This is a genomic window from Wolbachia endosymbiont (group B) of Aricia artaxerxes (genome assembly GCF_964026975.1).
Classification (GTDB): Bacteria; Pseudomonadota; Alphaproteobacteria; order Rickettsiales; family Anaplasmataceae; genus Wolbachia.
The window spans coordinates 1,444,013-1,464,016 of sequence record NZ_OZ034718.1 but is presented as its reverse complement, the minus strand read 5'-3'; the positions used below and the strand labels follow the sequence as shown (position 1 = coordinate 1,464,016).

Annotated in this window: 17 protein-coding genes, 1 tRNA gene and 1 rRNA gene; all 19 read left to right on the top strand. The window is 34.2% G+C overall.

The window, feature by feature from the left end; translation table 11 throughout:
• The first annotated feature begins 38 nt into the window (after window positions 1-38).
• Window positions 39-1,542, top strand: a 16S ribosomal RNA gene (locus AAGE00_RS06715).
• Between the two features lie 102 nt (window positions 1,543-1,644).
• Window positions 1,645-2,016 carry a succinate dehydrogenase, cytochrome b556 subunit gene (gene sdhC / locus AAGE00_RS06710; protein WP_012481985.1) on the top strand — a complete coding sequence of 124 codons (372 nt, stop codon included), beginning with the start codon at window positions 1,645-1,647 and terminating at the stop codon, window positions 2,014-2,016.
• Entirely contained in the window at window positions 2,013-2,378 is a 366-nt protein-coding gene (gene sdhD, locus AAGE00_RS06705; RefSeq protein ID WP_012481986.1) for a succinate dehydrogenase, hydrophobic membrane anchor protein, read from the top strand. The genes sdhC and sdhD overlap by 4 nt, the downstream gene beginning before the upstream one ends.
• A gap of 76 nt (window positions 2,379-2,454) precedes the next feature.
• Complete coding sequence (locus AAGE00_RS06700) at window positions 2,455-3,687, top strand: hypothetical protein (protein WP_007302448.1); 1,233 nt, start codon at window positions 2,455-2,457, stop codon at window positions 3,685-3,687.
• 118 nt (window positions 3,688-3,805) lie between these two features.
• A complete protein-coding gene (locus AAGE00_RS06695; RefSeq protein WP_012481987.1) occupies window positions 3,806-5,107 on the top strand; it encodes a sugar phosphate nucleotidyltransferase in 1,302 nt (433 codons plus the stop codon).
• A 116-nt stretch (window positions 5,108-5,223) separates the two neighbouring features.
• Window positions 5,224-6,453, top strand: a complete 1,230-nt coding sequence (locus tag AAGE00_RS06690; RefSeq protein WP_007302450.1) for a lipoprotein-releasing ABC transporter permease subunit — start codon at window positions 5,224-5,226, stop codon at window positions 6,451-6,453.
• The gene (locus AAGE00_RS06685) at window positions 6,446-7,177 is read left to right on the top strand and encodes a hypothetical protein (RefSeq protein ID WP_341815227.1); all 732 of its coding nucleotides are present in this window, start codon (window positions 6,446-6,448) and stop codon (window positions 7,175-7,177) included. The genes AAGE00_RS06690 and AAGE00_RS06685 overlap by 8 nt, the downstream gene beginning before the upstream one ends.
• Window positions 7,174-8,394 carry a tetratricopeptide repeat protein gene (locus AAGE00_RS06680; protein ID WP_019236883.1) on the top strand — a complete coding sequence of 407 codons (1,221 nt, stop codon included), beginning with the start codon at window positions 7,174-7,176 and terminating at the stop codon, window positions 8,392-8,394. The genes AAGE00_RS06685 and AAGE00_RS06680 overlap by 4 nt, the downstream gene beginning before the upstream one ends.
• A 166-nt stretch (window positions 8,395-8,560) precedes the next feature.
• Complete coding sequence (gene atpG, locus AAGE00_RS06675; RefSeq protein WP_007302454.1) at window positions 8,561-9,433, top strand: ATP synthase F1 subunit gamma; 873 nt, start codon at window positions 8,561-8,563, stop codon at window positions 9,431-9,433.
• Between the two features lie 18 nt (window positions 9,434-9,451).
• Window positions 9,452-10,786 (top strand): TldD/PmbA family protein, encoded by a 1,335-nt coding sequence (locus tag AAGE00_RS06670; RefSeq protein WP_007302455.1) that lies wholly within the window; start codon window positions 9,452-9,454, stop codon window positions 10,784-10,786.
• Between the two features lie 174 nt (window positions 10,787-10,960).
• Window positions 10,961-11,212 (top strand): cold-shock protein, encoded by a 252-nt coding sequence (locus AAGE00_RS06665; protein ID WP_007302456.1) that lies wholly within the window; start codon window positions 10,961-10,963, stop codon window positions 11,210-11,212.
• A 34-nt stretch (window positions 11,213-11,246) separates the two neighbouring features.
• The gene (locus AAGE00_RS06660; protein ID WP_012481988.1) at window positions 11,247-12,473 is read left to right on the top strand and encodes a DEAD/DEAH box helicase; all 1,227 of its coding nucleotides are present in this window, start codon (window positions 11,247-11,249) and stop codon (window positions 12,471-12,473) included.
• Window positions 12,474-12,770: 297 nt separating this feature from the next.
• Complete coding sequence (locus AAGE00_RS06655) at window positions 12,771-15,050, top strand: AAA family ATPase (RefSeq protein WP_007302458.1); 2,280 nt, start codon at window positions 12,771-12,773, stop codon at window positions 15,048-15,050.
• A 56-nt stretch (window positions 15,051-15,106) separates the two neighbouring features.
• Window positions 15,107-16,105 carry a molecular chaperone DnaJ gene (locus AAGE00_RS06650; protein WP_264376718.1) on the top strand — a complete coding sequence of 333 codons (999 nt, stop codon included), beginning with the start codon at window positions 15,107-15,109 and terminating at the stop codon, window positions 16,103-16,105.
• 58 nt (window positions 16,106-16,163) lie between these two features.
• On the top strand, window positions 16,164-17,054 hold the full coding sequence (locus AAGE00_RS06645; protein ID WP_213863897.1) for a class I fructose-bisphosphate aldolase: 891 nt from the start codon (window positions 16,164-16,166) through the stop codon (window positions 17,052-17,054).
• Window positions 17,055-17,059: 5 nt separating this feature from the next.
• Window positions 17,060-17,131 (top strand) — tRNA-Cys (locus AAGE00_RS06640).
• A gap of 107 nt (window positions 17,132-17,238) precedes the next feature.
• A complete protein-coding gene (locus tag AAGE00_RS06635) occupies window positions 17,239-18,036 on the top strand; it encodes a hypothetical protein (protein WP_052264760.1) in 798 nt (265 codons plus the stop codon).
• A gap of 72 nt (window positions 18,037-18,108) precedes the next feature.
• A complete protein-coding gene (locus tag AAGE00_RS06630; RefSeq protein WP_007302462.1) occupies window positions 18,109-19,176 on the top strand; it encodes a quinone-dependent dihydroorotate dehydrogenase in 1,068 nt (355 codons plus the stop codon).
• A 92-nt stretch (window positions 19,177-19,268) separates the two neighbouring features.
• Window positions 19,269-19,961, top strand: a complete 693-nt coding sequence (gene rnc / locus AAGE00_RS06625) for a ribonuclease III (RefSeq protein WP_213863898.1) — start codon at window positions 19,269-19,271, stop codon at window positions 19,959-19,961.
• Window positions 19,962-20,004 lie beyond the last annotated feature (43 nt).

The window sequence follows — 20,004 nt, the reverse complement described above, 5'->3', positions numbered from 1 at the left end:
TATCCGATGTACCCTCAACCTTTTATAGGTTGAAGTCTAAATTTGAGAGTTTGATCCTGGCTCAGAATGAACGCTGGCGGCAGGCCTAACACATGCAAGTCGAACGGAGTTATATTGTAGCTTGCTATGGTATAACTTAGTGGCAGACGGGTGAGTAATGTATAGGAATCTACCTAGTAGTACGGAATAATTGTTGGAAACGACAACTAATACCGTATACGCCCTACGGGGGAAAAATTTATTGCTATTAGATGAGCCTATATTAGATTAGCTAGTTGGTGGGGTAATAGCCTACCAAGGTAATGATCTATAGCTGATCTGAGAGGATGATCAGCCACACTGGAACTGAGATACGGTCCAGACTCCTACGGGAGGCAGCAGTGGGGAATATTGGACAATGGGCGAAAGCCTGATCCAGCCATGCCGCATGAGTGAAGAAGGCCTTTGGGTTGTAAAGCTCTTTTAGTGAGGAAGATAATGACGGTACTCACAGAAGAAGTCCTGGCTAACTCCGTGCCAGCAGCCGCGGTAATACGGAGAGGGCTAGCGTTATTCGGAATTATTGGGCGTAAAGGGCGCGTAGGCTGGTTAATAAGTTAAAAGTGAAATCCCGAGGCTTAACCTTGGAATTGCTTTTAAAACTATTAATCTAGAGATTGAAAGAGGATAGAGGAATTCCTGATGTAGAGGTAAAATTCGTAAATATTAGGAGGAACACCAGTGGCGAAGGCGTCTATCTGGTTCAAATCTGACGCTGAAGCGCGAAGGCGTGGGGAGCAAACAGGATTAGATACCCTGGTAGTCCACGCTGTAAACGATGAATGTTAAATATGGGGAGTTTACTTTCTGTATTACAGCTAACGCGTTAAACATTCCGCCTGGGGACTACGGTCGCAAGATTAAAACTCAAAGGAATTGACGGGGACCCGCACAAGCGGTGGAGCATGTGGTTTAATTCGATGCAACGCGAAAAACCTTACCACTTCTTGACATGAAAATCATACCTATTCGAAGGGATAGGGTCGGTTCGGCCGGATTTTACACAAGTGTTGCATGGCTGTCGTCAGCTCGTGTCGTGAGATGTTGGGTTAAGTCCCGCAACGAGCGCAACCCTCATCCTTAGTTGCCATCAGGTAATGCTGAGTACTTTAAGGAAACTGCCAGTGATAAGCTGGAGGAAGGTGGGGATGATGTCAAGTCATCATGGCCTTTATGGAGTGGGCTACACACGTGCTACAATGGTGTCTACAATGGGCTGCAAGGTGCGCAAGCCTAAGCTAATCCCTAAAAGACATCTCAGTTCGGATTGTACTCTGCAACTCGAGTACATGAAGTTGGAATCGCTAGTAATCGTGGATCAGCATGCCACGGTGAATACGTTCTCGGGTCTTGTACACACTGCCCGTCACGCCATGGGAATTGGTTTCACTCGAAGCTAATGGCCTAACCGCAAGGAAGGAGTTATTTAAAGTGGGATCAGTGACTGGGGTGAAGTCGTAACAAGGTAGCAGTAGGGGAATCTGCAGCTGGATTACCTCCTTAGGCTTTGTACGTAATTCACCATTTCAAATAATAGTGTCATTATGTACTATACTGCTGTCTTTACTTCTACTTTATTTTTTAATTTCTCGATAACGAAATTTTATGAGTAACAGGCCTCTTTCCCCACATTTACAAATATATAAAGTACAAGTTACTAGTTTTTTTTCTATTATGCATAGATTGACTGGTATCTTGCTATTTCTTTTATTAATCATACTTTCTTGGTATTTTATATTATATGTTTACTCCCCTAAGTTAATTATAGTAAGGTGCTTAAATGCATTATTGTTCACTCCTGTTGCTAAATTAGCTTATATCTTATGCTTTGTAAGCTTTATGTATCATTTTCTCAATGGTATTCGTCATTTATTGTGGGATGCTGGGCTTAATTTAGAAATTGCTAGTGTTTTAAAAAGTGCTATATTACTAACAATAATGCTATTTCTTTCTACTATGGCTTTTATATTTATATGAGTCAATCTGTAAATTCAGTACATCATTGGTGGATCCAGCGTGTTTCTGCGGTGATTTTGTTATTTTTATTTCCTTGGTTTATTTACTCATTTTCTTGCACATTTTATGTTGATAGCCCTTTATCTTTTAATGAAAAATTATTTCAGGCTATTAATCATCCACTAGAGCTTTTGTTTTTTGTTATACTGGTGTTTTGCATTTTTTGGCATGCAGTTCTTGGAATGCAGGTAGTGTGTGAAGATTATATAGACAGCGTACTTCTAAGGATTTTTACAATTACATGCATAAAATACTTATCAAGCATTACTTATATAGTCCTTGCTTTTACGACTTTTTTCTTTTATAGGCATATTTTCTTGTAAAATTGTTAGTTCTGTGTTAGTATATTATTAGTTTACTAATTTTATTATTGAGCTATAGTGATTTTGGTTTGACAACATGTTTGGAGTGTTAAAAAAAGGAGTAGCAGACTTTACGCTTAAAGCAAAAGGTTTATTTGCTTCATCTGAATCTCAAATTTATGTCAAGGATCTTAGGAAGGTAATGACATATACAGATGGAAGAAAATGCAAATATCCAAAGAATTACGATCAGATTGTGAAATCTGGGAAAGTTGTAGAAAGTAAGAATAGTAATGGTGAGACTATATATAAACTTTTGTATGACAAGAAAACTTTTGAATTAGCTCTTGTCGAGAAAACGGATGATAGGTCCTATTTTACCATTGACTTTTTAGTTAATCGGGAAAAAAACAAGGATGTTAAGCATTATGATGGCTACTATAAACCATTTGGGTTTTCAAAAATTGATCTTGAAAAACATATTCCAATTTTTGAAGCTCGGGAAAAAGATGATAAGTTTGAGCTAACTAATTCCTCTTTTCTTGCTAAAAAAGGCTGCTTCATCAATGATGACACGGGAGAAGTTGATGAGAAAGATAGAGATGAAAAAGGAAGAAATGGAAAATTACTATACGCTAGTGATTACAAGAAGCTAAGCACCCATTTTTCAGAAATTAGAGATCAGGATGGTAATCTAGAGCTAGATAAAAGTCTGATATCTGTTCCTATTGTTTTTGTTGCGGGTTTAGCTAAGATTTGTGCTAGAATGCTGACTTTTATTCCTATGAAATTAGGAGAGAATTTGATAGCTAGAAAAAATCGAGTTGCAAAATCTTTTGGTTATCTTTTTTTCACTCCTGCAGTGGTAGTAAAAAATTTAGTAAATATGGGAGCTACAATACTTAAGGTTCCAATTTTATTATTTGTAGAAAATGAGAAAAAGTATGGTAATGCTTATCTTACTATGTCGAAACACCAATTGAAAGAATGTTGGAAAGAGGCAAAAAGTGACTTTAATATTATTAAAGGTGAAGAAGGGCTAAAGCCGGAGCAGAAGGATCATAAGCCACTCAGTATAGTGGGCACATGGGATGAGCTTGACGCTAGAAGTCTAGGTATTGAAAGAGACTTGGAAAAGGCGCTGAATAAAAGTAGTGAAAGTATAGATAAATCCAGAGAACCAGGTGTTGGAGAAAGCTTAAAGGAGAAGCCGCAAAACAAAACTGATAAAAAAATAGCTGCAGCCGTTAATCAAAAAAGCAGCACTCCTCATATTGATAGAGAGATAGAAAGAAGACAAGACTCATCACGAAATGTAGGGATTCCATAATGCTCGTAGTCAACCATCACTTTAAATTACTTTTTACTTTAATCATCTCACAATAAAAACTTGCATGCATTTTGCCGTTAGTATAAGATATTAATCAAATAATTAATATCTTAATTAAATGCGCCCTGTAATACTGTGTGGTGGTAGTGGCAGCAGACTTTGGCCTCTATCTAAGCCAAAGCAATTTCAGAAAATATTTAGTCAGAATACTATGTTTCACAACACTTTGTTGAGGCTAAAAGGCGATTATATGCCACCCATCATTACCACAAATATACAATATGAGTCATTATTGATGCAGGAATTACATGCATTACAGGAATGTAAAGTAGTTTTTGAACCAGTTAAAATTGGGACAGCGGCAGCAATACTAATTGCTGTGCTTCTCTGCGATAGGAACGAGACAATCTTAGTTCTGCCTTCAGACCATTTTATAGGTGATTTGAATAGTTTTTATGTTTCTATTGAGAAAGCGTCTAAGCTAGCCTCTGAAACTGACTCTATAGTCACTTTTGGGGTAAAGCCTCATGAATTCAATTCTGAATACGGCTATATAAATGCAGTATATGGTCAGAAAGAAAAATGTCATATAGTAAAAGATTTTACAGAAAAACCCGAGCGTAAGGTAAGTAACGATCATTATTGGAACTCTGGAATATTTGTGTTTAGAGCAAAACGCTATATAGATGAGATAAAAAAAATTGCTCCGACTCTCTATAATTTATGTTGTGAAAGTATGAAGCATTTTGTATCACGAGAGAGATTTCTGTATTTAGAACAGCAAAATTGTGCAGGAATGGGTGATACATCTATTGATCACCTAGTGATAGAAAAAGCAGAAAATATTGTAATGATAGAAGCCAATTTCGATTGGATGGATGTTGGCACTTGGGGTTCAGTTTTAGAGTTAAGTAAGAGATTTAATAAGAATTTTGAGTCGTTTCAAGCTGTAATCAAAGGAAGAGAGCCAGTTTTGATGACAGAAAATGATGCAAAAAATTTACTAGGTAGAGTTTATAAACGGCCAAGTAAGAGCCTAATGTTGTTCATTAATAAAGTTAAGGAAGTAAAGCCAATAAGGAAAGAGGTTAAGCCATGGGGATTTTATAGTGTAGTTTTAATGGGCAAGGATTTTCTTATAAAATACCTTTTTATAAATCCACTGAGCTGCACTTCTAAGCAATTTCACCACTATAGAGATGAGTACCATATAATACTATCAGGGGTTGGATGCGTGAGTTTAGATGACAAAACATATGCTATAACAAAAAATCATGTAGTAGAGATTCCAAGGAAGGTGTTTCATAAAATTGAGAATAAAAGTACAAGATTTCCTCTTGAGATAGTTGAGTTTCAGGTAGGAAAGTTTTTATCTGATAATGATATAGTAAGATTGGACGATATATATGGAAGGTCTTAATATAGAACATTGAATATATTCTATAAGCTTGCTAAATTTAGACAACCTCATTTGAGGTAAAGGAAAAATTACAGTTATATGAAGCATAAAAAGTATGATATTTAAATCTTAGTATAATGTCTATTGCCTTTGAATTTACTATGGCTATTCGCTATTTGCGAGCAAAGAATTCTAGATTTTGCTCTATAATGGCCTTGTTTTCTATTATTGGTATTGCTCTTGGAGTTGCAACGCTAATAGTAGTAATGTCTGTAATGAATGGGTTCAGAGCAAAGCTGCTCGACTCTGTACTTGGCATTAATGGTCATATTAATGTTTACTTTGATAGAAGCATAAATTCAGATTACCACGCAGTGTTAAAATCTATTGAGAAAATCCCAGGTGTATTAAAAGCTACTTCTATGACCAATGATCAAGTGATCGTTGCAGCAAATAGTGGAATTGTGGGTAGCGTAGTCCGTGGTGTGTCAACTAAAGACTTACTTAATAATACTATCGTTAAGAATAATGTAATTATGGGTAACGTGGAAAAATTCGATGAAGGTATCATAATAGGGGCAAGATTAGCAGAAGCTTTGAATATTGATTATGGTGATAACATTATGCTTATATCACCTGAAGGATTTGATGCACTGTCTGGTGAAATACCAAAAATGAAAGAATATAAAGTTGTAGCAATATTTGATATGGGTATGTTTGAGTACGACAATACCTTAATGTATATGCCCATAAAGTCAGCTAAAGCTTTTTTTAATTATAAAGATAATGTGAGAAATATAGAAGTGTTTGTAGATGATATTGCTATGGCTAATAAGCTAGCAAACGCTATAGCAAAAGAAACAGGAATGAGAGCTGAAAGTTGGCAGTCTCAGCAAAGCCATTATGTTAATGCTTTAAAGACTGAAAGAAATGTGATGTTTTTAATTCTCACTTTAATTATAGTTGTAGCAGCATTTAATATTGTTTCAAATTTGATGATGATAGTGCAAGAAAAGAAATCTGCAATTGCAATTATGCGTACGTTTGGTGCAACAAGCGGAAGCATTATGCGCATATTTTGTGCTTGTGGATTGCTGATTGGTTTTACAGGAACTTGTCTTGGCTCTATTATAGGGGTTGTTTTTTCTCTCAATATTGAAAGTATTAGAGTGTTTTTAGAAAACATTACCAACATCAAACTGTTTGATCCTATGATATACTTTTTTTCAAGTTTGCCAGTGATATTAGTCTCTCAAGATGTGATTAACATTTCTGCACTTGCATTGTTCTTATCATTTTTAGCGACAATTCCTCCTGCATTACAAGCAGCTGCTCAAGATCCTGTGGAGATATTACGTTATGAATGATACTTGGAGAAAATGCATAGGTTGGTTCTTAATTATATTGTTGTTTGTTAGCTATATTACAATAAATAACATAATATTTTTTAAAATAAATCAGCAAGAGAGTGAAAATAGTATAAGTATTGTAACGGAAAAGATAGATGAACTTAAAATGTTGCTTGAAGTTAATCAAATTAAGGTAGAGAAAAAGATATTTGATTTAAAGAGAAATCTGCTCACTCAATGTGAGCAAGGTGACGGTAGTTCAAGACATAAGAACCTCGCAAAGTTGCTGCTACTTGTGATTAAGATGAAGAATTCGTTATTGCAAGAAGCCAAGTTTGATAATCATATAAATTCAATAAAGCCTTTGATATCAGAGCTTGACGATCCAGAAATAGAAAATGCAGTCAATGAATTGGAAAATTTGAAAGAGGTAGATACTTTATGCGGGTTGAAATTGTCTTTTGAGAAGAACATGACTGTTATTAACTACAATAAAAGTAACTTGTTTAAAAAAATCATTTCAAATTGGATCAAGATAGATGATCGTAGTGATCCACTCAGGTTAAAGCTTGCGGAAATTGAAGAATTAATAAGCGATAATGATTGGCAGAGCATAGCCACCGCAATAAGTGACTTAACATACCCAGAATTCAAACCATGGCTTAATAAATTGAATGATTTTATTGTAGCTTTCAAGAATACTTCAATAATATATCGTCACTTATTACAATACATCTCATGATTTATTTTATAATTTTTGCTTTTTCGTTTTTATTTGGCATATGGATCAAGGTAAGTGGTGAAGTAATAAAATTGGAATTAGGCAATTACACTATAAGTATTGATCTATATTTCGTTATTCTTGCTTGCGTAGTCTTATTATTTTTATTGATTGCAGTTGCACGTTTTTGTTCTTCTATTTCATCAACATTTGCTAACATAAAAAATAGAAGAAGAAGTAGGGAAGAATTGCTTCTCTTTGAAGCTTTCTTTAGCTTAGATTTAGGTAATATAGAGAACACCAATAAGCTAATTAAAAATCTAAATGAAGAAAGTGATAAATTATCTTTAGTAAAGCTCTTTAATTCAGGTAAAACGGGAAATTACAGCTTTTTCAGCCATAATTTAACGAGTATTGCAAGTAAAAATCGCAACTTAGCTCTACTTCTGATCAATAAACTGATTATTCACCTAAAGCAAGAAAGGTTAGTCTTTCAAAAATTTATAGAATATTGCTCTAGTTCAATTAATGATAAAATTTTGTCTATTCCCTTTCAAATAGAGCATTGTATATTGCAAGAAGATTGGATAAATGCAATTTCAAAGTTAAAGGAAGCTATCAAATTCAATATTTTTCTTCCCTTTGATCGTAAAAAGATGTTAGCGGTTTTTTATTGCGCTTTAGCAAAGCAATACGAAAGTAAAGGAAGTTTTTGCAAAGCTATAGATTATTTAGCTAAAGCACAAAGTTATTATGCAACTTTTCAGCCCATCAATTATTTAAAGGCAGAATTATATATCAAGCTTGAAAAAATCAGAAAAGCTTCCACAGTATTAGAGGAAGAGTATAGAGTAAATCCTACTCCTCAATCAGCTAGAATGTATATCAAGTTAAATAATAAAGGCGCTGAAAGACTATATAACTTACGCCCTGATTATTATTTTAGTTATTGCTTGCTTGCTTTGTCTTCAATTAGCTTAGGGAAATATGATCTTGCAAGTCAGCATTTAGATATTGCTATGAAAAAAGCTAATTACATATCAATCTACCTTGTTATGGTACAGCTCAAGATTATGCTACAAGAGTATGATCAAGCAATTTACTGGCTAAATAAGATGAACTCAGAAGCTGTGCCTGATCCAGGTTGGAAATGTGTTGATTGTAATAAAGAGCTAAAGCAATGGGATTATAAGTGCTCAAGTTGCAATAGTCTTAATTGTATTTACCTTATATTATAAGACTCCATAAGGTGTGATACTTTTACATCGAGATTGCTTTAATATAATCTTTATCTCAAAACAGTAAATCTGTGAGTTTCTTAGTTAGGTTTGATTCCAATGTCAAAAAAACTTGTTTTTAGACATTACCAGTTATATATTTTAATAAATTAGAATTATATATAAAATGAAGAGCTTAAAGGAATTATCCTTAAGAATTAAAAATATTAAGTCTGTGCAGAAAATCACGAAAATAATGCAAATGGTTTCTGCAGCAAAATTATTACAAAGCCAAAAGAAATTATCAAATTCAAAATTGCATATATCTAAGCTGCATAGCATTATTTCTTCACTAGCGCTATCAGCGGATCAAGAGTTACTAGCAAGAATTCTAAATATCAATAATGAAGATTCTTTCCTAGTATTTATTATTGCATCTGATCGTGGTTTATGTGGCAGCTTCAACTCCTCTGTTGTTAAATTTAGTCAGGAGCATATAAACAAATTAATTGCAAATGATAAGAAAGTAGACATTGTTTTTTTTGGTAAGAAAGCTTTTGAGACAGGCAAAAATAGATTTAATTCTAAAAATATCTTGAAGGTTGAAAATAGTAAGGGAATCACACTAAAGCGTGTGGAAGCCTTGGTTAGTGATATAGATCTAAGTAAATACAATAAAGTTAAGGTTTTTTACAGTAAATTCTATAATACCTTCATGCAAAAGCCAATATTAGAAACAATAAAACCATGGAGTAAAGACTCATTATTAATTGATAATTCTGTAGTTAGTCCTCTAACAGATTACAGCTATGAGTATGAACCACAAAATATTGAGTTTATTTTAAAATCTTTGACTCAAGATTATGTTACAGCTTCTCTTTATTCTGCTTTACTTGAAAGTGCAGCAAGTGAAAATAGTGCTAGGATGGTTGCTATGGAATCAGCAAACAGAAATACAAAAGAAATGCTAAATAAACTAGCATTACTTTATAATCGTTCTCGTCAAGCAGCAATTACAACTGATTTGATTGAAGTTATAGGTGGTGCAGAATCTTTATAGAAACTCAAGGAATGAAAAATGAATATATTAAATATTGCAGCAGATATCACTAAACTAATAAAAAAGCAGAATCAAGACGCAGAAGTTACAATATATGAAACTAATAAGACCTCGGTTTCTCAGCGTCTATCAAAAATTGAACAAATATCACAATCTAAAAACTGTACTGTCGGAATTAGAGCTATAGCAGGTAAGAACAAAGCTGCGTATATTTCCACAAACGATTTGAATAATCTTAGTAGTGCAGTGAGCCAAGTGGTGGAAATGGCAAAGAATGCCCAGGAAGATCCTTATATTAGTTTTGCTGTAGATGGCAGTAATTATATCTCTTCTGCAGATTTAAATATCTCAGATAATAATGTTGTAACAATTGATAACTTAAAAGAAATTACTGAAGCTACAGAAAATTCAGCTCTTGCACATAAAAATATTATTAATTCCGAAGGAGCTTCATCTTCACATACTTCAGTAAATACAGTATTATCAACCGTTTCTGGTTTTGTTGGTTCATTTAGTAAGTCAACTTTTGTTAATCAGGTTTCTGTTGTTGCTGGAGAAAAGAATGAAATGAAAATAGGCTACGATTACGATGTAGCATGCAACTTCAGTGATTTAAAAACACCGGAGTCAATAGGGAAAGAAGCAGCAAAAAGAGCAATAGATCAATTGGGTTCATGTACAATCAGGACAGGCAAATTTCCGGTTGTTTTTGAAAAAAGAGCAGCAAAAGAGCTAGTAAAGAGCTTTGCTTCTGCCATAAATGGTAGCAATATTGTAAATAATAGCTCTTTTTTGAGAAATAGTTTAAATAATCAAATTTTTAATACTGAGATTAGCATTATTGATGACCCATTGTTACCAAGGGGTATAACATCAAGACCGTTTGACGGGGAAGGAATAATGAGTAGAAGAAATGAATTTGTAAAAAATGGAGTACTGCAAAACTGGATTTTAGATCTATATTCGGCTAGGAAATTAAACTTGGAAACGACCGCAAATGCAACTCGTGCAAGTAATGCTGCAATTATTCCTTCAGCTAGTAATTTCTATTTCAAAAATGGTAATAGATCGTTTAAGGAATTAATTGAGGAAGTAAAAGAAGGAATATATGTAACTGATTTATTTGGTTTTGGTGTTAATTTAATCAATGGCGATTATAGTCAAGGTGCATGCGGATTTTTTATAGAAAATGGTAAAATAACGTATCCAATACACGAGATTACTGTTGCCGACAATTTGAAAAATATGTTTAGCAATTTAGTTGTTGCAAATGACCTAACTTTCTGTGGGCAGTTTAATTCACCAACGATTAAAGTTAGCGAAATGACAGTAGCAGGTTCACTTAGTGATTAAAAATTTTAGTTGCATTAAGTACAATAATTGTGTACTATTACTATGTAATGTTAAGAATAGACTATGGAGTATAGAAGTTTAGTTGCAGTAACTAAGCTTAAAGCATTCTAAATCGTAATTTCAAAGTTTTTCATCACATTAATAATGTTAGTTAGTAGTTTAGGAGTTATCCATATGGAATTTGGTAATATAAAATGGTTTAATGTTGAAAAAGGCTATGGTTTCATCAAGCCAGAAGGTAAAGGTGAGGACGTTTTTGTACATGTTAGTACATTAGAACGTTCAGGAATAAGACCTGATGAACTTCGAGGAGAGGATAAAAAGAGAGGAATGAAAGGGGAAAGAGTAAGTTATGAGCTTAAAGAAGAGCGTGGTAGGAACGGAGAAGATAAAAAGTCTGCAATAAATTTAAGATTGGAAGATTAGTCTATCGTGAAGCTTTTTAATAGGGTAATGTATTGTGAGTAATTTTCATGAAATGGGGCTTCCAACTTTGCTTAGGCAAGCTCTAAGTAAAAATAATCTTTGTGTTCCAACCCCGATTCAGGTGCAAGCGATTCCTCTAGCTCTTCAGGGCAAAGATATTCTTGGGTCTGCTCAAACGGGAACTGGAAAAACCTTAGCGTTTGCTATTCCACTGGTTGCTAAATTGATGAATGAGCCAAGCATTGGTTCAGCTTTAGTCATCGTGCCAACCAGAGAGCTTGCTCATCAGGTAACAAGTGAGATAAGAAAACTCTTATCTCAAAGTTCTTTACTAAGAGTTGCTTTGTTGATCGGAGGCGAGCCTATTTTTAGGCAGCTAAATCAGCTTCAGAAAAAACCACAAATTATAATAGGTACTCCTGGTCGTATTATAGACCATATTGAGCGTAAAACTTTAGTTACTCGGAATGTTGGTATTCTTGTGCTTGATGAGACGGATCGTATGTTTGATATGGGCTTTGGAATTCAGATTGAAGAAATTATGAAGCATTTGCCTAAAATAAGGCAAACTCTTATGTTTTCTGCAACTCTTCCTGGAGAAATAGTAAAACTTACTGAAAAATATCTTAATCAACCAGAGCGTGTTTCTGTCGATTGCCAGGCTACAACTTCTGTAAAAATTAAACAAGAAGTTGTTTATGCATCAGAGTCAGAAAAATATGGCAAGCTTGTTACACAATTATGTCAGCGCAAAGGATCAATCATTATTTTTGTCAAAACAAAGCGAGGAGCGGATCAGCTAGCTGACAAATTGCACAAAGATGACTATAGCGCTTTGGCAATTCATGGTGATTTAAGGCAGCACAAGCGTGAAAGAGTCATTGATTCTTTTCGTCGTGGCCGCAATCAAATCATGGTTGCAACAGATGTTGCTTCTCGCGGTCTTGATATTCCGCACATTCAACATGTTATCAATTATGATGTACCACAATCGCAAGCTGATTATGTTCATCGTATAGGTAGAACTGCACGTGCGGGAGCTGAAGGATTTGCATTATCTTTTGTTACACCTCAAGATAAGAGAAGACTGCCTGCACTAGCAGATAAAGAAGGAGAGCCAAATTTTGATTGTAGTATGCAATCTCAAAAACGTAACAGCAAAAAGATCTTTAAAAGGCCAAGTACGTTAAAGGCTAAATACGGTAGAAAAAAGATCAATGTATTTAAGAAGAAAAGCAGAGTACTAGAAAAAGCGTATTAATGTACTTAACTATTCTTCTATTCTTTAAAAGCTCCAGTAAACTTGCTGCAAAGTGAAGTGATTGGAGGATGGTAGAAAGAATATATAGCTAGCCCAAATTAGATTTACCTACAATTTGATAATCTTAATTCTGCTGCTTATAACGTTTTGAGATTATCACAACGGTATAATGTTAGGCTGTGTGGACTATAATCTGTAGCTTAATTCAATTTGGCTACAACGAGCTGCTAGATTTCAGTTTTTTTAATAATTGTGTGCTACTAATTATATATAAATTTACACTTTTAAAGAGAATAGATGATTTCTAAAAATTTAGAGGCAAGTTTAAATAGAGCGTTACAGATTGCTTCTGATTGTAAGCTTAAATATGCAAAAGTGGAACATTTGTTGCTAGCATTAACCAAAGATGTGGATGTAAATTATGTTTTATCAAGATGTAACATCAGAGCTGGTGAAATCATAAATATAGATAATATTATATTAAGGAATGATCGTGGTAATAATGCAAAAGGTTTTTTACAAGACAACTCCGAATTAACTGTCAATAAAGTTGAGCCTGATGTGCTATTTCAACGCATAATACATAAAGCCATGATACGAGCTCATCGTCTGGGAAGAAAAGAAATAAATGGAGCAAGTATTCTATTAGAGATTCTGTCTGAGCAAGATTTATACATTGAAGAGCTATTATGCAAACAGAATGCAAAGGATTCTAATTTGATTTATAACATATCCAATATAAAATATTCAGGTGATATAGAAGAATATGTAACTAATCGCAAGATAAAACTTGATAAGAATAACGATATCTCTACTGTAGCAAATAAAGGTGAATTATTAAAAGATGAAGAAGTTCTACAAAATTATTGTAGAAATTTAAATGATTATGCAAGAAGCAAAAAAATAGATTATGTCATTGGTCGTGATTATGAATTAAATCGCACTATAGAAATCTTGCTAAGACGCAGAAAAAATAACCCTTTATATGTCGGAGAACCAGGTGTTGGTAAAACAACAATAGTTGAAGGCTTGGTATTGAAAATTATTGAAGGTAGTGTTCCGAGTGCACTGAGATCCAGCATAATTTATGCTTTGGATTTAGGATCACTTCTTGCAGGAACACGCTATAGAGGTGACTTCGAAGAGAGAATAAAATCTATAATAAAAGTAATTGAGGCAAAACCTGGCGCTATTCTTTTCATTGATGAAATACACACTATTATTGGAGCAGGTTCAACAAGTGGCAGCTTTCTTGATGCTGGCAATCTGCTCAAACCTGCACTTGCAAGAGGTGCGTTGCGTTGTATAGGTGCAACTACATATAGAGAATATAGCAATAGCTTTGAAAAGGATAAAGCATTAGCAAGGAGGTTTCAAAAAATTAATGTAAAAGAGTCTTCTATTAATGATACAGTAAAGATACTAGATGGTATAAAGCATTACTATGAAAGGTATCATGGAGTATATTACACGAAACATGCCATTAAATCTGCAGCTGAACTTTCACACAAGTATATTACTGGGCGAATATTACCTGATAAAGCAGTTGATGTTATAGATGAAGCAGGGGCATATTGTAAGTTACAAAAAAGCAGGCGAAAAATTATAAACAGTAGAGACATTAAGAGTACTATCGCTAGGATTACAAACGTACCTTGCGGGTTTGATGATATGCAAAGAGTAAAATCTTTGAAAGAAAATCTCAATAGGGCCATTTTTGGTCAAGAGCAAGCGATAGAGTTTCTCGTTAATTCTATTAAAATTGCTAAATCTGGTCTGAGAAGTTACAATAAACCCTTGGCAAAGTATCTTTTTGCAGGGCCAACTGGTGTAGGTAAGACTGAGCTTGCGAAGCAGCTAGCACAAAATATGGGTATGAACCTTATTCGGTTTGATATGTCTGAGTATATGGAACCTCACACAATATCTAGAATGATTGGTTCCCCTCCTGGATATGTGGGTTACGACCAAGGTGGATTGCTTACAGAATCTGTATCTAATAATCAATATAGCGTAGTACTTCTTGATGAAATTGAGAAAGCTCATAGTGATATTTATAATATATTACTACAAATCATGGATTATGGTTGTGTTACAGACACTTACGGACGTAAGGTTAATTTTTCCAATACGATTTTAATTATGACAACCAATGCAGGGGCATTTGAACGTAACAAAAGTTCTATTGGCTTTGGGTATAAAAACTTTAACATCAGTGACAGCGAAAAAGCAATGGAACGGGTTTTTAGCCCCGAATTTCGTAATCGTCTTGATGCAGTCATTTCCTTTTCTGATTTGGATGCGGATGTCATTTTGCACATTGTGGATAAATTTATTCAGGAATTAAAAAAACAACTTGTGCAAAAGGGTATAAGCTGCTCAGTGGAAGAAGAAGTAAAGTCTTATCTTGCGCAAACAGGTTATAGCAAAGAAATGGGAGCACGCCCAATAGAGAGGCTGATTGAAAAAGAGATAAAAAGTCATTTGGCTGAAGAAATACTGAATCGTCGATTAATTAAAGGAAAGAAATTAAGGATTTATATTGGTAAACACGGAATTGCTTTTGATATAGTTTAAATTCTTGCTTGAGTATTAAATTTGTAGTATAGTCACTATTTTTTAATGAGGCTATAGTGGCAAGTTTAACCAGAAATCAATATTACAGTAATCAAGATTTACGGAATTTATTTTCAAGGCTGGGAATAAAAGCGGAAGAAGTAATAAGCCAGGAGTTTGATGATGTACTTAAGTTAGTTGAGCGGCGCTTTAGAAGAGCTTCATTAAAATGTCACCCTGATAAAGTAGTAGGAGAGAAAGAGAAAAAAATAGCTGAAGAAAAGTTTAAAAAACTTAGTGCAGATAAAGATAAGCTAGAGAAATATCTTAACGACTTAAAAGCAGCTGGCATATCTATAACATTACAGCGAGAAGTGCAGGAAAAACAAAGGAGAATCAATGAGATTCTATTGCGTAGAGAGAAAGCTGTGAATAGAGCATGTTTATTTTTTATATTAGCAAATGTGGTACTTGGTCCGTCGCCTCAAGTCAAATATTGCTTATCACAACTTGCTAACAGTGGCAAAGTGCAAAATATTGCTTATAAATTTTATGCATTCAGCATTGGAGTTTGGCCATGGTTATTTATTATATCCTTTTGTAGTATTATCTATGCAGCAAGTAAACAAAGAGGCTCACAAGAAGGAAATCTAGATAGGTTAAATAGAAGATACAATCTACTTATTGCTGCTGATAATTATGTAATATGTATATCAGCAGCGTTTGCTGTATGCAGTTTAATGTCGGAAGTTGCACAAAATGGCTGGCCTGTTCAATATGGAACGATGCTAATAGCTAATTTAGCATTAGATTTATTACTTATTGCTTTACTTAGGACTTTTGTGAAAGCTTTTGAACTATATGGTGAATACTGTATCCAGTGTTTATATGAAGAAGATGCGGAATTTAGTTATAAAGAAAAATTTGCATGGTATGACTACAAATTAGTACTTATGCCGCTCGTTCTTCCTATTGTTAAAATGTATTTTGAAGATTTAGTTCAAGAAAAACCACAACAGCATACTACTGATCCTAAAGTTACACCTTTAAATATAGGCGTAGGAACAAGAGCATAAAAAGGTCTTTGCTTCAACTATAGTTTTTGCTACACTTTGAGTAAATTTGAAGATATTAATGAGTGAAGAAGTAAAACAAATCCTAAGTTACTACGAAAGTGAAAACCCTGGAGTAAAAGCGAATCTTACTCGCATTCTTATGCATGGGAAACTTGGTGGAACTGGCAAGTTAGTAATTCTCCCTGTAGACCAGGGATTTGAGCACGGACCAATAAAAAGTTTTGAAGTTAACCCTAATGCTTACGATCCACATTATCATTTTCAGCTTGCAGTTGATTCAGGAGTAAGTGCATACGCTGCTCCGCTTGGTATGATCGAAGCTGGTGCTTCAACTTATGCTGGAATGCTACCACTTATTTTGAAGCTTAATAGCGCTAACTCTTTGCACTCAAAAAGCTTAACTTCAGATCAAGCAATAACTGCCTCTGTAAAAGATGCGCTGCGTTTGGGCTGCATGGCTGTTGGGTTTACTATATATCCTGGTTCTGCTAAGTGTTTTGATATGATGGAAGAAGCTCGCAAAATTATAGCTGAGGCTAAATCTTGTGGCCTTGTTGTAGTGCTATGGTCTTATCCACGTGGTGAAGGGGTTTCCAAAGAAGGTGAAACAGCAGTTGATGTGATTGCCTATGCTGCGCATATAGCGGCTTTGCTCGGTGCCAACATAATAAAAGTAAAACTTCCAACCAATCATCTGGAAAGAGAAAAAATAGAAAATATTGAATCATTATCTAAAAGAATTGAATATATTAAAAAGTCTTGCTTTGCAGGAAAAAGAATAGTAGTTTTCTCTGGTGGTGAGTCAAAGTCAGTGGATGATATATACAATGAGGCAAAAGAAATTAAGCAAGGTGGTGGTAATGGTTCAATTATCGGGCGCAACACTTTTCAAAGAAAAAAAGAGGATGCTTTATCTATGCTAAAAGATATAATTAATATCTACGCATAAAAAACGGCTGGGTGGCAGAATGGCTTATGCGGAGGACTGCAAATCCTTTTATACCGGTTCAATTCCGGTCCCGGCCTCTTACTCCAATTAGATCGTTTTTTCTTCTGAAATTTTAACAAGAAGTGTGGCTTTTAATGAAATATTTAAAAAAATAAGATACTATATTCAAAATATAAGCAGTAAAATGCCAAAGAGATTAACAGAAGTTTTATTATTGATTGGTTTGCCCTTCTTGCTTACCAGTTGCACTTTTCACTATTTATTAAAGAGCTCGTATACTCATCTTGCACCAGAAAAGTACCCTTCATCCAACAAACAGCCGGTTTACGTCGGTACAGCTTACAGTGCACAGACTATATATAATGCGTTATTTAATGACTTTCTGTTAATAGGTAAGTCATCATTCACAGCCAAACATGGGCGTGCTAGTCAATATGTTAACTATGGAAGAGAAGTTGGAGCAGATGTGATAATCGTATCATTTCAAAATATGCAAAAGGATAAAGAGCATTTTAGCATCACAGAAAAACTATTATGGGACACAAGCTTAACAACATTTCATACAAGGACCATTATAAACTTTGATCAGGACGTACTCTTTCTAAAAAAGGTAGGTGATGCAAAAGCTCCATGGGAATATGTCAAAGGAGAGTTCAAGCTTCACGAAAAAGACGATACTGATCCATATCTAGGGAATTGGGTAGGGTATAGAATATGCGAGATTGCAATATCTTCTTCAGAAGATGAATACTTAGGATTTGTAAATGAAGATAATTGTAAAGAAAAATCTGGAATAAATAAGATGCTTGCTTGGAAAAATGGGGATGTAAGGTTGCGGATTAATAAACAATCAAAACAGGGATTTTATTTAAATCGAAATAAGATTCCTATACTAATAAAATCTCAAATTAACAAATTTGGCTACCTCGAATTAGTAGATGAAAATACTGATCAAGTTCTGGTTTCCCTTCAGAAAAATTAGTTTTTACTACCCATAGAAACTATATACTTACTATTTTGATAAACCTCAAGCTTTCTAAGTTATTCTTGTTGCATGGTAAAAAATAAACTAAAAATAAGCAAAGTGTTTTACAAAATGATATTACGTAATTTATTGTTTTTACTGCCGCCTGAAATCGCTCACTCCTTGGTAATAACGGCGTTAAAAAAGATGCCCTGTAGGAAACCTATAGAACTACCTAAGTCTTTAAATGTAAACTTTTTTGGTAATAAAATTAGGAGTCCTGTAGGTCTTGCTGCAGGTTTTGATAAAAATGCGGAAGTTGTAAAGCCGATGCTCTCATTTGGTTTTGGATTTATTGAGGCTGGTACTGTAACTAAACATCCCCAATATGGAAACAAAAAACCGAGAATTTTTCGATTAATTAAAGATGAAGGAATAATTAATAGATTGGGATTTAATAATAAAGGAGTAGACTATTTTCTTAAACAGATAAGTGAAACTAAACTTGGTAATTGTATTTTTGGTATAAATATAGGAAGAAACAGTACATCAAAGGACCAAATCAGCGATTATGTTGACTTAATAAAGATAGTATATGGAAAGAGCAATTATATAGTACTGAACATCTCATCCCCAAACACACCTAACTTGCGCGATTTGCACAATAAACAAGAATTATCCAAATTGTTGAAATCTATCACTCTAACCCGGAAATCAATCGATAGCTCTGAATCCATACCGATAATATTAAAAATTTCTCCAGATATAGATCAGCAAACAAAAGAAAATATCGCTGAGCTTACACTAGAATATAAAATTGACGGCTTAATAGTAAGCAACACTACGATAAGTCGAGATTCTTACTATAATGAGAGTGGTGGGTTGAGCGGCAGGCCATTATTTCAACTTTCAACCGAGTTATTGAGTGACATGTACAAGCTTACTAAAAGCAGAATTCTATTGATAGGATGCGGAGGAATTTCAAGTGGTGTTGATGCATATGAAAAAATAAAGGCAGGAGCCTCTTTAGTACAACTGTACACTGCTCTTGTATACCAGGGGCATCAAGTTGTGAACAAAATCAATCTGGAGCTTGCAGAATTGGTAAAAAGAGATGGATTTAGTAACATTACTGAAGCAGTGGGTTGTATACATTAATTTTGGAAGTTATTGATATTGTTTTAGTAAAGTAGAGCTAACTTTTTAGTGTAGAGGTATGATAGAGAGTGCTTTTCTATTGAATGATTAATATGAGAGTTTTGAACGATACAATATCTAAAGTTATTAATTATAAATTTACAGATTATGCAATATTAGAAGAGGCATTAACTCACCCAAGCGTAAATAAGAGAAATAGCGAAGACCAGGTTGTAAGCTACGAAAGGCTAGAGTTTTTGGGCGATAGTGTTTTGAATATGGTTGTGTCTGTTATGCTGTTTAAAATGTTTCCTGAAGAAAAAGAAGGAGCATTGGCAAAAAGAAAAACGGATTTAGTTTGTGGCAGTACCATTGCTAATGTTGCTAAAGAAATAGAGTTAGGTAACTTTATTATCATGAATAATAGTGAACGTTGTAACGGAGGAAAATGTAACTTAAAAAATTTAGAAAATTCGCTTGAAGCACTAATAGGTGCAATTTATATTGACGGCGGACTTGAGAGTGTTGAGAAATTTATTATCCGACATTGGGAAAAGCTAGCTAAGGACATCCTCGATCCTCCTCAAGATCCTAAAACTTCACTGCAAGAGTGGACTCAGAAAAACAAATTACCTTTACCAGAGTATGAACTTGTAAAACAAACTGGACCAGCACACAATCCTGAGTTTACTATATCAATTTTCATAGAGAATTATGGCAAAGTTTCTGCATGCGCTTCTAGTAAGAAAATTGCTGAACAAAAAGCTGCTGAGTTGATCCTAGAAAAAATTAAAAAAACGACTTAGTTTAATCAAAATAGCTGTTAGCATAAATTTAAAGTAAGCTAAG

Excerpts from the sequence above, each read along its gene's own strand:
- AAGE00_RS06700 (WP_007302448.1), top strand. The coding sequence starts at position 2,455 with ATGTTTGGAGTGTTAAAAAAAGGAGTAGCAGACTTTACGCTTAAAGCA.
- AAGE00_RS06695 (WP_012481987.1), top strand. The coding sequence starts at position 3,806 with ATGCGCCCTGTAATACTGTGTGGTGGTAGTGGCAGCAGACTTTGGCCT.
- sdhC (WP_012481985.1), top strand. The coding sequence starts at position 1,645 with ATGAGTAACAGGCCTCTTTCCCCACATTTACAAATATATAAAGTACAA.
- sdhD (WP_012481986.1), top strand. The coding sequence starts at position 2,013 with ATGAGTCAATCTGTAAATTCAGTACATCATTGGTGGATCCAGCGTGTT.
- AAGE00_RS06670 (WP_007302455.1), top strand. The coding sequence starts at position 9,452 with ATGAATATATTAAATATTGCAGCAGATATCACTAAACTAATAAAAAAG.
- AAGE00_RS06680 (WP_019236883.1), top strand. The coding sequence starts at position 7,174 with ATGATTTATTTTATAATTTTTGCTTTTTCGTTTTTATTTGGCATATGG.
- AAGE00_RS06645 (WP_213863897.1), top strand. The coding sequence starts at position 16,164 with ATGAGTGAAGAAGTAAAACAAATCCTAAGTTACTACGAAAGTGAAAAC.
- AAGE00_RS06655 (WP_007302458.1), top strand. The coding sequence starts at position 12,771 with ATGATTTCTAAAAATTTAGAGGCAAGTTTAAATAGAGCGTTACAGATT.
- rnc (WP_213863898.1), top strand. The coding sequence starts at position 19,269 with ATGAGAGTTTTGAACGATACAATATCTAAAGTTATTAATTATAAATTT.
- AAGE00_RS06630 (WP_007302462.1), top strand. The coding sequence starts at position 18,109 with ATGGTAAAAAATAAACTAAAAATAAGCAAAGTGTTTTACAAAATGATA.
- AAGE00_RS06690 (WP_007302450.1), top strand. The coding sequence starts at position 5,224 with ATGTCTATTGCCTTTGAATTTACTATGGCTATTCGCTATTTGCGAGCA.
- AAGE00_RS06635 (WP_052264760.1), top strand. The coding sequence starts at position 17,239 with ATGCCAAAGAGATTAACAGAAGTTTTATTATTGATTGGTTTGCCCTTC.
- AAGE00_RS06685 (WP_341815227.1), top strand. The coding sequence starts at position 6,446 with ATGAATGATACTTGGAGAAAATGCATAGGTTGGTTCTTAATTATATTG.
- atpG (WP_007302454.1), top strand. The coding sequence starts at position 8,561 with ATGAAGAGCTTAAAGGAATTATCCTTAAGAATTAAAAATATTAAGTCT.
- AAGE00_RS06665 (WP_007302456.1), top strand. The coding sequence starts at position 10,961 with ATGGAATTTGGTAATATAAAATGGTTTAATGTTGAAAAAGGCTATGGT.